This window comes from Caballeronia sp. LjRoot31 (assembly GCF_964253885.1).
Taxonomy (GTDB): domain Bacteria; phylum Pseudomonadota; class Gammaproteobacteria; order Burkholderiales; family Burkholderiaceae; genus Caballeronia.
In genome coordinates this window covers 2709898-2725761 of the sequence record NZ_CAXURX020000001.1, presented here as the reverse complement: position 1 = coordinate 2725761, position 15864 = coordinate 2709898, and the positions used below count along the sequence as shown (strand labels likewise).

Here is a 15864-nt window from a genome sequence, read left to right as displayed (position 1 = left end):
TCAATAGAATTTCTTGGGCAGCTGTGCGCGACGGATCTGCTTGCGCAGGCGAGCAACAGCAGCAGCTTTCTTGCGCTTGCGCTCGGTGGTCGGCTTTTCATAAGCCATACGCGACTTCAGTTCCTGAATCAGGCCGGTACGTTCGACGGTGCGGCGGAAGCGGCGCATGGCGACGTCGAAAGGCTCGTTCTCTTTCAACAATACTTTAGTCATTGATATCTCAGTTGGTCTGGCCCTGCCAGAAAATCGGGCGAAACGCAATTGTACACTTTTCGGCGCATCGATTACGGGCGGCTGAACAATGGGACGCGCTTCGCCGCTCGGGAATGTCATCGTATGTCTTTGATAAAAGACAACAATCCCGGATTACCCGGGTTCCAGCTTTGGGCCGTCGGGGGTTTGCGCACACGCGCGCCGAGCCCGATTCAAGCGCTCAGAAGCCCCGGCCGCGACGTGGTTTTGTATCGGCGAGATTTGGAATGTCCAGAAAATCGACTTGATCGATAATCAGATCGGACGTGGGCAGCGCCACGCACGGCAGAATCCAGCCACTGGCTTTTTCGTCCGCACTCAGACCCGGCCAGTCGATCCGATAACGCACGCTGCCATTGATCACATGGCACAGGCACGCGCGGCACGTGCCGTTGCGGCACGAACTCGACAGGCGTAGCCCGGCGAGCGCGGCGGCCTCCAGGATCGTGGTCTCCCCGGTCGACGCAAAGCTTCGCCCCGACGGCCGCAGCGTGATCGTGAAAGAGCCTGGATGGCCGGCGGTGTTCATGATGCTGAGGGCACTTTGGTAATGACCGCGCGACCGTGGGTCAGGTCGCGGATAACATCGGCGGCCTGGTCGCGCACGGCAAGCGGCATCTGGATCGACAGGCATACGGTCATGCCGTAGCCGGGTTCATCGAGCGCATGGCCCTCCTGTTCGACCCAGCGCCGCACGCGCGCTTCATCGGCGTAATCCACCTCCACTTGCAGCAGGCCGAGCGCCACGCGTTCTATGCGTTCGGCCAGTTGCATCGCGGTTGCAATGGCGTCCGTGTATGCGCGGACCAGGCCGCCCGCGCCGAGCTTGATACCGCCGTAGTAGCGCACGACGGCGGCCAGCACGCCATCCACTTCATGGTGGCGCAGCACTTCCAGTATCGGCCGGCCGGCTGTGCCGGAAGGCTCGCCATCGTCCGACATGCCGGATTCACCGCCCGCCAGCAGCGCCCAGCAGACATGCGTGGCGCCGGGATGCTGGACGCGCAGCGCATCGAGTTCGAGCATCGCGGCGGCGCGATCGGCGACAGGAATCGCCAGCGCGATAAAGCGGCTTTTGCGAATGTCGATTTCGGCACTGACAGCGGCGGCGAGAGTGTAAGTGGGCAACTAAAGCTCAGGGTGTAAGAGAGGCGACCGGAAGGTCGTCATGCAATGGTAGGGTGAAAGCGGCACCGCGGCGAACTATCCGGCGATGAACCGGGTGCGCCGACCAGCGTGGCTTATTTATGTCTGCGGAATCAATGCCTTGTCTTCGCCGAGGGGCCGTTGCATAAGCACCGTATCCACCCATTGGCCGTGTTTGTAGCCCACCTTGCGCAACACGCCGACGTGCTCGAATCCAAGGCGCACATGCAACGCGATCGACCCGGCGTTGCCGCTGTTGCCGATCACCGCGATGACTTGGCGCCACGGCCCCGCGTCGCAACGTTCGATCAGCGCCGTCAGCAGGGCGAGACCGAGGCCACGCCCACCGAAGCCATCGGCGATATAAACCGAATCCTCAATCGTGTGCCTATATGCCGATCTGGGCCGATACGCCGTCGCATACGTGTAACCCACGACCACGCCGTCCATTTCAGCCACGAGATAGGGCAGGCCCGCACCAGTGATTGATGCGTGCCGGGCGCGCATTTCATCGGCAGCCGGTGGCGTTTCCTCGAAGGTCGCCAGGGCATGCAGCACGTAGTGGGCGTAAATGCGGGCGATTGTGTCGAAATCGGCGGCGTTCGCGTCGCGGATCGTGAGAGCGCTGGCTTCGTGCAATGCCATCGAGTGCCTCCGTGGTTTGGGTGTTGATCATGTTGATCATGTTGATCGTGGTGATCGGCCGGTGAGCGAGGTCATCATCCGGAGATCCTATTTTCTCACGACTATAGGACTTATCCGCCAACTGCCAGACGTCTGCGCACTCGTGCCGCAAAAGCATCGAGCCGGCGTGCGCCAGCCCACCAAAGCAGGCATTTCGTGGGCCGCGAAGCATTGAAGCCCGGTGTACCACGCCGCTAAACTGGGCCGTTTGCCGGGACGATGCAAGGAAACAGGAATACGGTCGCAAGCCAAGCGGACACGACTTGCGGCATGAACACCCCGGACCACGACTAACAGCGATAACGGTGATGACGGCGCGAGCCACCCAGCCTTGACGAAAACGCGCATGACACACATGTCATCAGGTGCCCCATCAGAAACCATTATGCAGCGCGTATTCAGCGCAAAGGCGTCGCTACATGAAAAGCGCACGATGAACACGTTCAAACACAGCGGGCGCGTAGCGTTCCTGGCTGGCATCGTGCTGATAGCGGCGTTGCTGCCGGGGGTGTTGTGCGTCCTGTTTGCGCCCGGCGTGGATGAACGCGTCGCTGCAGCCCGGGAAGCCGCTGCGCTCGAGAATTACGTTGTGCGCCTGGTAGACACTGGCGCGATCCGCCTGATCGCCAAGCCGTCGGTGGTGACATCTTCGCGGGTGTTTGCCCCGTTCCCGGTGCCCGTATTCGCTGCAACGGCGATGCCGCCGAATCCCAATGCGTTCCGCCGCGGTTACGAGGTAGCAAGCCCCGCAAACGCGGCGAACACATCGGACGCGACTTTCACTGAACGCCTGCGCGCGCTGCCCTGGACCTGGCTGCTCGCAGGCGTCGCGGGCGGCCTGACGCTCTCCGCGTGGCTCGGCCTCTTCATGGTGCGCCGTCTCTCGCCGCTCGGGCAGCTGAGTGACGCCGTGCGCCGGCATCAGTTCATCGTGGCGTACCAGCCGATCGTCGATCTCGCGACGCGGCGGTGTATTGGCGCTGAAGCGCTGGTGCGCTGGAAGCACCAGAATCGCATCGTGCGCCCCGATCACTTCATTCCGCTCGCGGAACATCGCGGCCTGATCCAGGCCATCACGGACCAGGTATTCGATACGGTCCTGCTCGAACTCGGCGAGTTCCTGCAGCGCTACAAAGAGCTCTACGTGTCGATCAACCTGAGCGCGCCGGACCTGACTTCGCGGCGGTTCCTGGAGCGCCTGACGCCCGCGCTTGCGGCCGCGAACATCGCGCCGCGGCAGATCAGGATCGAGGCGACCGAGCGCTGTTTTCTCGACGCCGACGCCGCCAAGGAAGTGATCCAGGCGTTCCGCGACGCCGGGCATCCGGTGTATATCGACGACTTCGGGACGGGTTATTCCAGCCTCTCGCATCTGCAGAATTTTCAGGTGGACGCGCTGAAGATCGACAAGTCTTTCGTCGATACCGTCGGTCAGGACGCGGCGTCCAGCAGCGTGGCGTCGCACATTATCGACATGGCGCTGACGCTGCATGTCCAGGTGGTCGCCGAGGGGATCGAGCGCGAGGAGCAGGCGTCTTATCTGCGTACGCGCGGCGCCCAATTTGGCCAAGGCTGGCTTTTTTCCGCGCCGCTGACCGCGCCGGATTTTATTCGCTATGTAGGGCGTGGTCTGGCGACGGTGTAGGCTTGCCTCATTTTCCACTTCGGGGCAATGACCATGACCATCATCAGGATGACCGACCCGGCCGCGACCACGTTTCTCAAGGACGTCCGCCATCCGCTGCTGGCGCTGCACCGTAGCATCCTCGACGAATTGCGCACCCGCCACGAAGCCGAATTCGGCGCGGTGTCGCCCGGCGAATTCCTGCAGATCGTGATCAACGGCAGCGCTTACAAATGGCTTGGCCCGTTGTCCACGCTGATTGCTGCGCTTGACGACGTACTGGACGACACAGACGCCACGCCCGATGGCCGTATCGACATGGCGCACGCGGTCACGGCCATGTTCGGCGCGAAGGACCGCAACGCCGCTTTCGACGCCCAATATCTGCCGATGCTGCAAACCAGCCCCGAGATCGCGATGGCCAATGGCCGCGTGGCGCAGCAAGTACGCGCCGTGACGCCAGCGCCTGCCGCGAAGGACTGACCCATGACCACCGGCCGTCAGGCGAGGGCGTTTGTCCCTATGCCTGTCCGCCGGCGGCTTTCGGTAGAATCCGCAGCCATGATCGACATAGGGCGGGGTATCAGACCATGAGACCCGTCAGACCCATCTTCCGGGGAGAATGCGTTGGACTCATTCGCACAAAATGCTGCATCGGCCGTCGCGCAAAACACCGCGGTCAAACTCGTCGCCCGCGATATCCACAAGCGTTTCGGCGAAAACGAGGTGCTCAAGGGCGTGTCGCTCGCAGCCAACGCCGGCGATGTGATCAGCATCATCGGTTCGAGCGGCTCGGGCAAAAGTACTTTTCTGCGCTGCATCAACTTCCTCGAACGGCCGAACGCGGGCGAGATCATCGTCGACGGCGAGCCGGTGCGCACGAAACCCGACCGCATGGGCAATCTCGAAGTCGCGGACCACAAGCAGTTGCAGCGCGTGCGCACGAAGCTCGCGATGGTGTTCCAGCATTTCAACTTGTGGGCGCATATGACGTCGATTGAAAACGTCATGGAAGCGCCCATGCACGTGCTGGGGTTATCGAAGAAGGAAGCGAGCGAACGGGCGCGCGAATGCCTGGAGAAGGTCGGGCTGGCGCCCAAGGTGGAGAAGCAATATCCGTCGCATTTGTCGGGCGGGCAGCAGCAGCGGGTGGCTATTGCCCGGGCGCTTGCCATGCATCCCGACGTGATGCTCTTCGATGAACCCACATCGGCGCTCGATCCCGAGCTGGTGGGCGAAGTGCTGAAAGTGATGCAGAAACTGGCTGAAGAAGGCCGTACGATGATCGTCGTGACGCATGAGATGGGCTTTGCGCGCAATGTATCGAATCATGTGATGTTTCTGCATCAGGGCCGCACGGAAGAAGAGGGTGCGCCGGCTGAAGTGCTGAGCACGCCGAGGAGCGAACGGCTGAAGCAATTCCTGTCGGGCAGTCTCAAGTAGCGCTGAACGCGTTGGCGCGGCGGCGGGATTTGGTGGGGCGATCGGTGCGATCGCTCCGCGTTCAATGTGGCGCGACAGGCCGCACGCCTATGTCTTTCGGCTGACTTACAACCGTCAATCCCCTCGAATACCATGAAACCTTGTCGCGTTCCCGCAAGACGCGACGCCCGCGCGCGCCTACCATCTGGAAACGATGTGTAAGCTGAATACCGAACAAGCAAAGGAGCGGTTCATGACGGATCTCAATGTAACGCGCGGTACGTTCGACGAAGTGATGGTGCCTCTTTTCTCTCCGGCGAATTTCGTGCCGGATCGCGGACTTGGTTCGCGTATATGGGACACGGAAGGCCGTGACTATATCGATTTCGCTGGAGGTATTGCGGTGACGGCGCTGGGTCACGCGCATCCCGAACTGCTGAAAGTGCTCCACGATCAAGGCCAGAAGCTCTGGCACATCGGTAATGGCTACACCAATGAACCGGTGCTGCGTCTTGCCACTCGCCTGACCAATCTCACCTTCGCTGACCGTGCGTTTTTCGCCAACTCCGGCGCGGAAGCGAACGAAGCCGCGCTGAAACTCGCGCGCCGTTACGCTATCGACAACACCGGTCCGCAGAAAGTTGAAATCATCTCGTTCACGCAGTCATTCCACGGCCGGACGCTGTTCACCGTCAGCGTGGGCGGCCAGCCGAAATACGCTGAAGGCTTCGGCCCGACGCCGCAAGGCATCACGCATCTTCCCTATAACGACCTGGCCGCTGCACGTGCAGCCATCGGACCGCAGACCTGCGCGGTGATCGTCGAGCCGGTACAGGGAGAAGGCGGCGTGCTGCCCGCCGATCCCGCGTTCCTCCAGGGTCTTCGCGAAGCCTGCGACCAGCACGGCGCACTGCTGATTTTTGATGAGGTACAAACGGGCGTGGGCCGTACCGGCTCGTTCTACGCGTACATGGGCTATGGCGTGACGCCGGACATCCTGACGACCGCGAAGGCGCTCGGCAACGGTTTCCCGATCGGCGCAATGCTGACCACGGACAAGATCGCCGCGCATTTCAAGGTCGGCGTGCACGGTACGACGTACGGCGGCAATCCGCTCGGCGCGGCTATCGCGGACAAGGTGGTCGAATTGATCAGCGACCCTGCCGTGCTCGAAGGCGTGCAGCAACGCAGCGCTGCGATCAAGGCGCATCTGAAGCGCATCGATGAGCGTTTCTCCGTGTTCAAAGAGATTCGTGGCAAGGGTCTCTTGATCGGCGCCGAACTCGCCGATGCCTACAAGGACCGCGCGAAGGACGTGCTCAACGCTGCTGCGAAACACGGCGTGATCATGCTGATCGCGGGGCCGAACGTGCTGCGTTTCGCGCCGTCGCTGATCATGCCCATAGCCGATCTCGACGAGGGCTTCGCGCGCATCGAAAAGGCTATCGCCGACGTGGCGCATTGAACGTGCGGGCTTCGGTCCGGGCTTCAGCCTATTCTCTCAACCAACGGAACCGCCGATGTTAATCGTCCGCCCCGCAAGACTCGCCGATCTCGACGCGCTCGAACGGATGGCGAATGCCGCGCATCCGGTGCTGCATTCGTTGCCGCGCGACCGCCGCGTTCTGGAAACGCGCGTTGCGCTTTCTGAAGATTCGTTTCGCGCGGAAGTCGAGTTTCCGGGCGAGGAGTTTTATCTGTTCGTGCTCGAAGAGACCACGACCGGCGCGTTGCTCGGTACGTCGAGCATCGTGGCATCGGCGGGCTATTCGGAACCGTTCTATGCGTTCCGCAATGACGCGTTGATCCACGCTTCGCGCGAACTCAAGGTGAACCGCAAGATCCACGCGCTCACCATGTCGCATGAACTCACGGGCAAGAGCCGTCTGACGGGTTTCTATGTTGACCCATCGGTGCGCGAAGCCACGCACGATGCCGCCGCGCATCTGCTCTCGCGCGCACGCATGATGTACGTGGCCGCGAACCGCAAGCGTTTCTCCGACGACGTCTTCTCGCTGATGCTTGGCGTCACCGATGAAGCCGGTGTATCGCCATTCTGGGAAGCGGTCGGGCGCAAGTTCTTTGGCCGTGATTTTGAGCAGGTCGAACTGGAATCGGGCGGCCGCAGCCGTACGTTTATCGCGGAAGTGATGCCGAGTTATCCACTCTACGTGCCGCTGTTGCCGCCCGAAGCGCAAAGAGTGTTGGGGGAGCCAGACGACGGCGCATTGCTCGCGTATGACATCCACCTTGAAGAAGGATTCGAGCCGGACCGTTTCGTCGATATCTTCGATGCCGGCCCGGTTCTGACCGTCGCGGTGGAACGCAGCGCGTCCGTGCTGGCGAACGAAGTTCGCGCCGTGCGGACTGCACAAGATGATGCGGACACGTCGGGCACGCCGTACCTGATCGCAGCTGGCGGCGCGCACGCGTTTCGTTGCGCCTTAGTCAATCTGCCGTCCTCGCGCGCGACCGGTGCGCCGCTGTCTGCGGAACTGTGCAAGGTTTTAAGCGTGAAAGATTCCGATACGGTGCGTTGTGTGCCGCTTCATCAGGCTTCGGGAGAATTGCAATGATCGTTGTCCGCTGCGTGCAGCCTGGAGATGTCGACGCGCTCGTCGCGCTCGCGCACGAGACCGGACCGGGACTCACCACGTTCAAGCCGGATCGCGACGCGCTGACCGCGCGCGTTGAACGTGCACGACGCACGCTCGCCGATGAAGCTGAAGCCTTCGAAGCAGGTTACCTGTTCGCGATGGAAGACACGGCTACCGGCGATATTGCCGGCGTCTGCGGTATTGAAACGGAAGTCGGGCTGGAGCAGCCGTTTTATAACTATCGTGTGTCGACGGTCGTGCATGCCAGCCGCGATCTGGGTGTGTGGACCAAGATGTCGCTGCTCAACATCTCGCACGATCTCACCGGTTACGCCGAAGTCTGCTCGTTGTTCCTGAGTCCGCGATATCGCACGGCAGGCGTGGGTGGTTTGCTATCGCGTTCGCGTTTCATGTTTATTGCGCAATTTCGCGAGCGCTTCCCGGAGCGTCTGTGCGCTGAACTGCGCGGCCACTTCGATGAAAGCGGCGCGTCGCCGTTCTGGCAGGCGGTTGGATCGCATTTCTACCAGATCGATTTCAACGCCGCCGACTATCTCAGCTCGCACGGCAAGAAGTCGTTCCTCGCCGAGTTGATGCCCCGGTATCCGGTCTATCTCGCGATGCTGCCGGAAGACGCGCAAGCGGCGGTCGGGTTGACGCACCGCGACACCATGCCCGCGCGCAAGATGCTCGAAACGGAAGGGCTGCGCTATGAAAATCACGTCGATATCTTCGATGCCGGCCCGGTCCTCGAATGTCACGTAGCCGATTTGCGCACGGTGCGCGAGAGCGTGCTGGTGACGGTGCGCATGGGCGAGCGTGCAGAAAACGGCGAGGCCCGCAGCCTGGTATCGAATACGTCGCTGGACGACTTCCGCTGCGGCGCGACGTTCGGCGTGCCCGAAGACGGCACCTTTTTGCTGACGCCGGAAGAAGCCGCCGCGCTGCGTGTGCAAGCCGGCGATACGGTGCGTGTACTGGCATCGCAACCGCGCCCGAAGAACGTAAGCTAAGGATAAGGATCATGACGAAGATTTCGACTCAATTGTTTATCGATGGTACGTGGAGCGAGGGCACGGGCGCACCGTTTTCATCGCGTAATCCGGGCAATGGCGACGTGGTTTGGGAAGGCGCGAGCGCGGCGGCTCAGGACGTTGAACGCGCGGTGTTTTCAGCACGGCGCGCGTTCGCTTCGTGGTCCGCGTTGACGCTGGACGAACGCATTGCGATCACACGGCGGTTCGCAGCGCTCTTGACCGAGCACAAGGAAGCGCTGGCTCATACCATCGGCCGCGAAACGGGCAAGCCCTTGTGGGAAGCGCGGACCGAAGTCGCGACAATGGCGGCTAAAGTCGATATCTCCGTCAAGTCGTATCACGAGCGCACCGGCGAAAAGCGCCAGGAAATGGCCGATGGCATCGCGGTTTTGCGGCATCGTCCGCATGGCGTCGTGGCCGTGTTTGGGCCTTACAACTTCCCCGGACATTTGCCGAACGGGCATATTGTCCCGGCGCTGATTGCGGGGAATACGGTTGTCTTCAAACCATCGGAATTCGCGCCCGGAGTGGCGGCGCTGACGGTGGATTTGTGGGCGCAGGCCGGCTTGCCTGCCGGCGTGCTGAATCTTGTACAAGGCGAGAAGGACACCGGCATCGCGCTGGCGAATCATCGGCAGATCGACGGCTTGTTCTTTACAGGTAGTTCGGATACCGGAACATTATTACATCGGCAATTCGGTGGCCGTCCGGAGATCGTGCTCGCGCTGGAAATGGGCGGCAACAATCCGCTCGTCGTGGCGGAGGTTGAGGACATTGATGCTGCCGTGCATCACACGATCCAGTCGGCCTATTTATCGGCAGGGCAGCGCTGCACGTGCGCGCGCCGGTTGTTCGTTCCGGATAACGCATTCGGCGAGCGGTTCACCCAGCGCTTGATCGACGTGACATCGAAGATTAAAACGGGTGCTTTCGACGCCGACCCGCAACCGTTCATGGGCGCAGTGATCTCGGCGCGCGCAGCCGCCAAGCTCGTGCAGGCGCAGACGCAGTTGATCGAAGCAGGCGGCAATCCTTTACTTGAAATGACGCAACGGTCTGTGCAACTCGGCTTTGTCACGCCCGCAATCATCGACGTGACGAATGCGCGTAACGTCCCCGACGAGGAACACTTCGGCCCAATGCTACAACTCACGCGCTACAGCAGCTTCGATCAGGCAATAGAGCGCGCCAACGACACCGCGTTCGGTTTATCCGCGGGCCTGCTAGCCGACGATGAAACCGCGTGGACCCATTTCCAGCGCACCATTCGCGCTGGGATTGTGAACTGGAACCGGCCGACTAACGGCGCGTCGTCGGCGGCGCCGTTCGGTGGTATCGGGCGCTCCGGCAATCAGCGCCCGAGCGCATTTTACGCAGCGGACTACTGCTCGTACCCTATGGCGTCCGTCGAAAGCACGCAGTTGCAAATGCCCGCGAGCGTCTCGCCCGGCCTTCAGTTCTGAGGAACCACGATGCAAGCATTCGAAGCGAACTTCGACGGGCTGGTCGGCCCGACGCACAACTACGCGGGGCTGTCGTTCGGCAATGTCGCGTCGCGCAACAACGAAAAATCGGCCGCCAATCCGAAGGCCGCGGCGAAGCAGGGTCTGCGCAAGATGAAGCAGTTGGCCGACCTTGGATTTCACCAAGGTGTGTTGCCGCCGCTCGAACGGCCGTCGCTCAAGTTGCTGCGTAGCCTTGGTTTCACCGGCGACGACGCTACGGTAGTCGAACGTGCTGCTCGAGAAGCGCCGGAATTGCTCGCCGCTGCGAGTTCTGCTTCGGCGATGTGGACCGCGAACGCGGCGACCGTGAGCCCATCGGCGGATACGAACGATGGCCGCGTGCATTTCACGCCGGCTAACCTGAGCACGAAGTTGCATCGTGCGATCGAGCATGAAGAAACACGCCGTTCGCTCTCGGCCATTTTCTCCGATGAAAAGCATTTCAGGATTCATCACGCGTTGCCCGGCACGCCCGCTTTAGGCGATGAAGGCGCGGCCAACCACACGCGTTTTTGCAACGAGTACGGCGAGAAGGGCGTGGAGTTTTTCGTCTACGGACGCAGCGAATACGCTCAAGGTTCGGCAGAACCGAAGCGTTTTCCCGCGCGCCAAACGCTTGAGGCAAGCCGCGCGGTCGCGCGCCTTCACGGACTGTCGGACGACGCTACCGTGTTCGCGCAACAGCTTCCTGATGTGATCGACGCAGGCGTGTTTCATAACGACGTGATCGCCGTGGGCAATCGCAACACGCTGTTTTGCCATCAACGGGCGTTCCTGGATCAGGGCAGCGTGTACGACCAGCTTCGCGCGAAACTTGAAACACATGGCGGCGCGTTTACCGCTATCGAAGTGCCGGAAGACGAAGTCAGCGTGGCCGATGCCGTCTCGTCGTATCTGTTCAATAGCCAGTTGCTGACGAGGCCCGACGGCCGGCAAGTGCTGGTCGTGCCGCAGGAGTGCCGGGAAAACGCGCGGGTTGCCAAGTACCTCGATTCGTTGCCCGCGCGGTCAACGTCCATCGACGACGTCCTCGTCTTCGATCTTCGTGAAAGCATGAAGAACGGCGGTGGTCCTGCTTGCCTGCGGCTGCGCGTGGTGCTCAACGATGCAGAGCGTGTCGCCGTGAATCCAGGCGTTTGGATGAATGACACGTTGTTCGCGCAACTCGATGCCTGGATCGACACGCATTATCGCGACCGCATTGCGCCCGCCGATCTCGCCGATCTGAAACTCCTCGATGAATCGCGCGCGGCGCTTGATGCGCTGACCGGGATTCTCAAGCTGGGTGCTATCTATGACTTCCAGCGTTGAGCCGGCCATGTTCGCGAACTTTCTCGACTTTGTGCTCGATGGAAAAAAGCCCGCGCTGACGGAAGGCCGGTTGCCGAGTGGCGTGAAGTGGACGTGGCTCGGCGATGGCATCGTTCGCTTTGAACCCGAGGCCGCGGTGCTGCAAAGCGTGGTGGCATCGGCGGGGATTCATGGCGATGAAACCGCGCCAATCGAAATCCTGTCGATGCTTGTTGCGGATATTGCAAGCGGCAAGGCGGCGTTGAAGAGCCGCGTGCTGGTTATCTTCGGCAACATCGACGCGATGCGTGCGTCCTGCCGTTATCGCGACGACGACCTTAACCGGCTGTTCAACGGCCGCTATCTTGAGCTTGCAGCAAGTCATGAAGCGCCGCGTGCAGCGGAACTTGAGAACGTGACGCGCGCATTTTTTGCCGAAGTCGATACCGATGCCGCTTCAACGCACGCTAAGTGGCACATTGACATGCACACGGCGATCCGCCCCTCGGTGTTCGAGCAGTTTGCGTTGCTGCCATACACGGGCGAGCCGCTGTCGCGTGTGATGTTCGACTGGTTGCAGGACGCGGGGTTGTCGGCTGTATTGCTGCACAAGGAGAAGTCGAACACGTTCACGCATTTCACGGCGGAGCAATCAGGCGCGCTTGCGTGCACGCTGGAGCTTGGCAAGGTGCGGGCATTCGGGCATAACGATCTGTCGCGCTTCGAGGCATCGGACGCCTCATTGCGGCGGCTGATCGCGGGGCTTGCGCCAATAGCGCCATCCAACCCAACGTTGAAGGTATTCACCGTCGTCGGACAAATCGATAAACAGAGCGAGGCGTTCAAGCTCCATGTAGCCGGCGATGTCGCGAATTTCACGCCGTTCGCGCGCGGCACGGTGCTCGCCGAGGATGGCGATTACACGTATGAAGTGCTACGCGACGAGGAGCGCATCGTGTTTCCGAATCCGACGGTGAAGCCGGGATTGAGAGCGGGGCTCATGGTCATTGAGACGACTCGGGAAACATTCGACTCGCTATGAATTTCCCGGCTTGCCGGTAGGATCGACCACCACGGTACACGTCGTCCCCGCAGCCAGCACGACATCTTCTGGAACCTCGTCGATATGAATCCGCACCGGCACGCGCTGCGCGAGCCGCACCCAGTTGAACGTGGGGTTCACATCGGCGAGCAGTTCGCGGCTTTGCGGGTTATCGCGGTCATAGATACCGCGTGAAATACTCTGCACGTGGCCCTTCAACACGCCGCCGCTCATCAGCCGCATCTCCGCCTTATCGCCTATCCGCACACGCGGTAGCTTCGTTTCCTCGAAATATCCATAGACCCAGAACGAATGGCTATCGACGATAGCGAGCTTGGCTGCGCCCGTCGTCGCGTAGTCACCGCGATGCACGTTCAGGTTCGTCACGTAGCCGTCCACCGGCGCAAACACCTTGGTGCGCGCGAGATTGAGCTCGGCGGCGTCGAGCGCTGCCTGCGCCTGCTGCAAGTTCGCCGCGGCGCCGGAGGCGGCCTGGCTTGCGTTATCGCGCGATTCCTTCGACACCACTTCGTTGTCCAGATCCGCCCGCCGCGCGGCGTCGTCGCGACGCATGCGTAAATCCGCCTGACGGGCGGCAACGGTAGCCTGCGCCTGCTCTACCGCGATCTTGTAATGCGACGGATCTATCTCCATCAGCAGATCGCCCTTGTGCACGAACTGGTTATCGGCGACCGGCATGGTCACGACCGCGCCGGAGACATCGGGCGCGACGTTGATGACGTCGGCGCGCACGCGGCCGTCGCGGGTCCACGGCTCGTCCATGTAGTGCACCCACAGCACGCGCCCGATCAAGATGGCTGCGCAGAAAATGAGCGCGGTCATGAAGATGCCGAAAATTTTCCTGATGATCATGATGCGGTTTTAGTCCTTCAACAATATTTCAGCGATACACCGCGAGCCCAAGCAGGCCGCATGTACATACGAGCAGACACGCGCGAAAGAGCGACGGATGCCACACCATGCGATACAAGCCGGTGAGCGCGAGCAGCCGGTCGATGAACCAGGTCAGCAAGCCGCCCGCGATAAACAGCAGCAGGATTGTCGGTACGTAGGCATCGAGAATGGCGATATCACGCGGCATGTGACGCTCCTTCGTGCGGGAGTTCGCGATGGCTGAGATGGCCTAACGGCGATTGCGGATCGAGCAGGGCCGTACGAATGAAATGCAGATGACTCGACATCCGTTGCAGCCGATGGCGCTCCTCCCGAGGCTCGCGCACGGTATCTAGCAGCGCACGCAGATCGTCGATGGCCAGCGTGGTCGCCGACAACGCGGCATCGAAACGTCGAGGAGTAGGGTGATCGAAGAGATGTGCCACCCGGTGCAGCGCCTGCGTGATCGACGCCCTGGAGGCGCGCGCCGGCGTGTCAGTGCCCGTATCCGAGCGGCTCAGTTCGGTACGCAGATCAATCACCGCATGTCCCACTTCAAGCACCGCGAACAGCCAGCGCAATGCCTCGCGCTGCAGATCCTCACGACCCGCCGCGAGCGCATCGATCTGAGAAAGCAGATCGCGCGCACCGCTTTCAAAACGCATCGCCAGCCGCGTCAGGCCGCCCTTGCTCGCCGTCACCACTTGCCGCCGCAGTTCACGCATCAGCAGTTGGCGCAGCCACGGCGCGTCGGTGGGCAGCAGCACGGCAAAGGCCATTGAGCAAACGAGCATGGAAGCGACCAGCGCGATGGCGTCGTTGATGAAGCCTGACGGATCGTACTGAATGACGTTGTCGGGACCGGCGAGAAAGCAGAAGAAGATGCAATAACCAACGCCAACGCCCATCATGCCGGGCCGCGTGCTGATGAAAGCGCCGAGCATCAGGAACGGCAGGAGCACGGCCGACAGCAGCAGAAAGCCGTCGGCTCGCGGATACAGCGCAAACACCACGATCATTCCTGCCACGGCCGCAAGTGCGGTGCCGCCTGCCATCTGGAAGGCCATTTGCGTGGGCCGCGGTGACGACGAGGCGAGTGCGATCACCGCTGCCGCGTCGAGCACGGCCGTGCCGCCGCTCGGCCACGCCGACATGATCCAGAAGCCGCTCAGGACCAGGACCACGATGAACGCGCGCAGCCCGGAAACGCCCGCCGCGAGCAGGCTGGTCTTCGGCACATAACGCGTGATGCGGTGCTCGCGTTCGTGCGTAGGCACTGCGAGCGACGCGTAGGTCAGCGTGTAGGCATGCAGGTCATCGACGAACCGATACAGCAGCTCGGCGGCGGTATCGAATTCAAGCAGGTCGATTGCCGGATCGAGCGCGCGCCGCGTCGCCCGGATGCGCCTGGGCAGCGCGGCTTTGAACGTGTCGAGTTGCGAGGCGGCGTGGGCCGCATCGGCGGCTTTTTCCACCGGCGCGCCCGCTGCGCTCAGCAAGGGCGCGACTTCGCGGAAATAGGGTTCCAAAGCGTCGACCGTCGCCGCTGCGCCGTTGACCCGCAGCCGGTTCATCAACTGATGCAGCGCGTGAAAGCGTGTAGACACGCTCATGAATTCGCCGTTCAGCCGCGCGACCCGGCCGCTGCGCATGCGGGTGTCGGGATCTTCGAACACGGCCACGCTGCGCGCAGCCTCAAGCCCGACTATATCTGCGACGAACGCCGCGTTGATGCGCTCGATCTGCGAGCGTTCGATACCCCCGCCCAACGCCTTCGACACGTAGTCGACAAACGCGGTGAAACGCCGCCGAACGGTCGCCCGGACTTGCTCGCCGGCATGCCGCGGAAAGACGAGCGCGCTGACTGCACCCGAACACAGGATGCCTAACGATACCTCGGCTACACGCGTCATTGCTGTCAGGAAGGCGGCATCAGCATGTTGCGCGGCCGGTATGCCAATGAGCGCGGCCGTATAACCCGATAACACAAACCCGTACGAACGGAAGTTGCGGTTACGCGCCGCGCCCGCCGTGCAGATGCCGACCCAGAGCGCCGTCGCCGACAGAAACAAAACCGGTTGCTGCGAGAACAGGCTGATCAGCGCGAGCATCACCACGAGGCCGACGAGCGTTCCGCAGAAACGGTAAAAGCTCTTCGCCAGCACCATGCCGCTTTGCGGCTGCATCACGACAAATACAGTCGTCATCGCGGTACGAGGTTGCGGCAGGTCGAGACGCATGGCGATCCACAGCGCCAGGAACGCCGCCAGCGCCGCCTTGAAGATGTGAATCCACGCGAGGCCGTCGGTGAGCGCCCAGTCCACGAGCAGCGGATGGGGACGGTTCGGCGTGGAGAAGGGAGTCGACATGC

16 protein-coding genes are annotated in these 15864 nt (G+C 61.9%); 9 read left to right on the top strand and 7 right to left on the bottom strand.

What is annotated here, in order from left to right; translation table 11 throughout:
- The 4 genes from rpsU to ACSQ8V_RS12010 all read right to left on the bottom strand — a co-directional run bounded on the left by rpsU (position 1) and on the right by ACSQ8V_RS12010 (position 2043).
- Complete coding sequence (gene rpsU, locus ACSQ8V_RS12025) at positions 1-213, bottom strand: 30S ribosomal protein S21 (protein ID WP_006999077.1); 213 nt, start codon at positions 211-213, stop codon at positions 1-3.
- A gap of 220 nt (positions 214-433) precedes the next feature.
- On the bottom strand, positions 434-781 hold the full coding sequence (locus ACSQ8V_RS12020) for a 2Fe-2S iron-sulfur cluster-binding protein (protein ID WP_436205848.1): 348 nt from the start codon (positions 779-781) through the stop codon (positions 434-436).
- Positions 778-1380 (bottom strand): IMPACT family protein, encoded by a 603-nt coding sequence (locus ACSQ8V_RS12015; protein ID WP_213761725.1) that lies wholly within the window; start codon positions 1378-1380, stop codon positions 778-780. Before ACSQ8V_RS12015 ends, ACSQ8V_RS12020 begins: the two co-directional genes overlap by 4 nt.
- 117 nt (positions 1381-1497) lie before the next feature.
- Positions 1498-2043: an N-acetyltransferase family protein gene (locus tag ACSQ8V_RS12010; protein WP_436205847.1), complete on the bottom strand. Its 546-nt coding sequence runs from the start codon at positions 2041-2043 to the stop codon at positions 1498-1500.
- A gap of 472 nt (positions 2044-2515) precedes the next feature.
- Here ACSQ8V_RS12010 and ACSQ8V_RS12005 point away from each other — a divergent pair, with 472 nt between their 5' ends.
- The 9 genes from ACSQ8V_RS12005 to astE all read left to right on the top strand — a co-directional run bounded on the left by ACSQ8V_RS12005 (position 2516) and on the right by astE (position 12599).
- Positions 2516-3727, top strand: coding sequence for an EAL domain-containing protein (locus ACSQ8V_RS12005; RefSeq protein WP_436182066.1), 1212 nt, complete (start codon positions 2516-2518; stop codon positions 3725-3727).
- Between the two features lie 33 nt (positions 3728-3760).
- A complete protein-coding gene (locus ACSQ8V_RS12000; protein ID WP_255631105.1) occupies positions 3761-4189 on the top strand; it encodes a hypothetical protein in 429 nt (142 codons plus the stop codon).
- 144 nt (positions 4190-4333) lie between these two features.
- Entirely contained in the window at positions 4334-5149 is an 816-nt protein-coding gene (locus ACSQ8V_RS11995) for an ABC transporter ATP-binding protein (protein WP_255631104.1), read from the top strand.
- Between the two features lie 232 nt (positions 5150-5381).
- Positions 5382-6593, top strand: coding sequence for an aspartate aminotransferase family protein (locus tag ACSQ8V_RS11990; RefSeq protein ID WP_436205846.1), 1212 nt, complete (start codon positions 5382-5384; stop codon positions 6591-6593).
- A gap of 55 nt (positions 6594-6648) precedes the next feature.
- The gene (aruF, locus tag ACSQ8V_RS11985; protein ID WP_436205845.1) at positions 6649-7704 is read left to right on the top strand and encodes an arginine/ornithine succinyltransferase subunit alpha; all 1056 of its coding nucleotides are present in this window, start codon (positions 6649-6651) and stop codon (positions 7702-7704) included.
- Complete coding sequence (gene astA, locus ACSQ8V_RS11980) at positions 7701-8738, top strand: arginine N-succinyltransferase (RefSeq protein ID WP_436205844.1); 1038 nt, start codon at positions 7701-7703, stop codon at positions 8736-8738. Before aruF ends, astA begins: the two co-directional genes overlap by 4 nt.
- Positions 8739-8749: 11 nt before the next feature.
- Positions 8750-10225: a succinylglutamate-semialdehyde dehydrogenase gene (gene astD / locus ACSQ8V_RS11975; RefSeq protein WP_436205843.1), complete on the top strand. Its 1476-nt coding sequence runs from the start codon at positions 8750-8752 to the stop codon at positions 10223-10225.
- Positions 10226-10234: 9 nt separating this feature from the next.
- Complete coding sequence (gene astB, locus ACSQ8V_RS11970; protein WP_213761719.1) at positions 10235-11578, top strand: N-succinylarginine dihydrolase; 1344 nt, start codon at positions 10235-10237, stop codon at positions 11576-11578.
- Entirely contained in the window at positions 11562-12599 is a 1038-nt protein-coding gene (astE, locus tag ACSQ8V_RS11965; protein ID WP_436205842.1) for a succinylglutamate desuccinylase, read from the top strand. Before astB ends, astE begins: the two co-directional genes overlap by 17 nt.
- Here astE and ACSQ8V_RS11960 read toward each other — a convergent pair.
- The 3 genes from ACSQ8V_RS11960 to ACSQ8V_RS11950 are packed head-to-tail and all read right to left on the bottom strand — an operon-like array spanning position 12594 to position 15862.
- Positions 12594-13472, bottom strand: a complete 879-nt coding sequence (locus tag ACSQ8V_RS11960) for an efflux RND transporter periplasmic adaptor subunit (RefSeq protein ID WP_436182058.1) — start codon at positions 13470-13472, stop codon at positions 12594-12596. The two genes, astE and ACSQ8V_RS11960, sit on opposite strands and share 6 nt — an antisense overlap.
- Positions 13473-13500: 28 nt before the next feature.
- Positions 13501-13701, bottom strand: coding sequence for a DUF1656 domain-containing protein (locus tag ACSQ8V_RS11955; RefSeq protein ID WP_213761716.1), 201 nt, complete (start codon positions 13699-13701; stop codon positions 13501-13503).
- Complete coding sequence (locus tag ACSQ8V_RS11950) at positions 13691-15862, bottom strand: FUSC family protein (RefSeq protein WP_436205841.1); 2172 nt, start codon at positions 15860-15862, stop codon at positions 13691-13693. The genes ACSQ8V_RS11955 and ACSQ8V_RS11950 overlap by 11 nt, the downstream gene beginning before the upstream one ends.
- Positions 15863-15864: the final 2 nt, after the last annotated feature.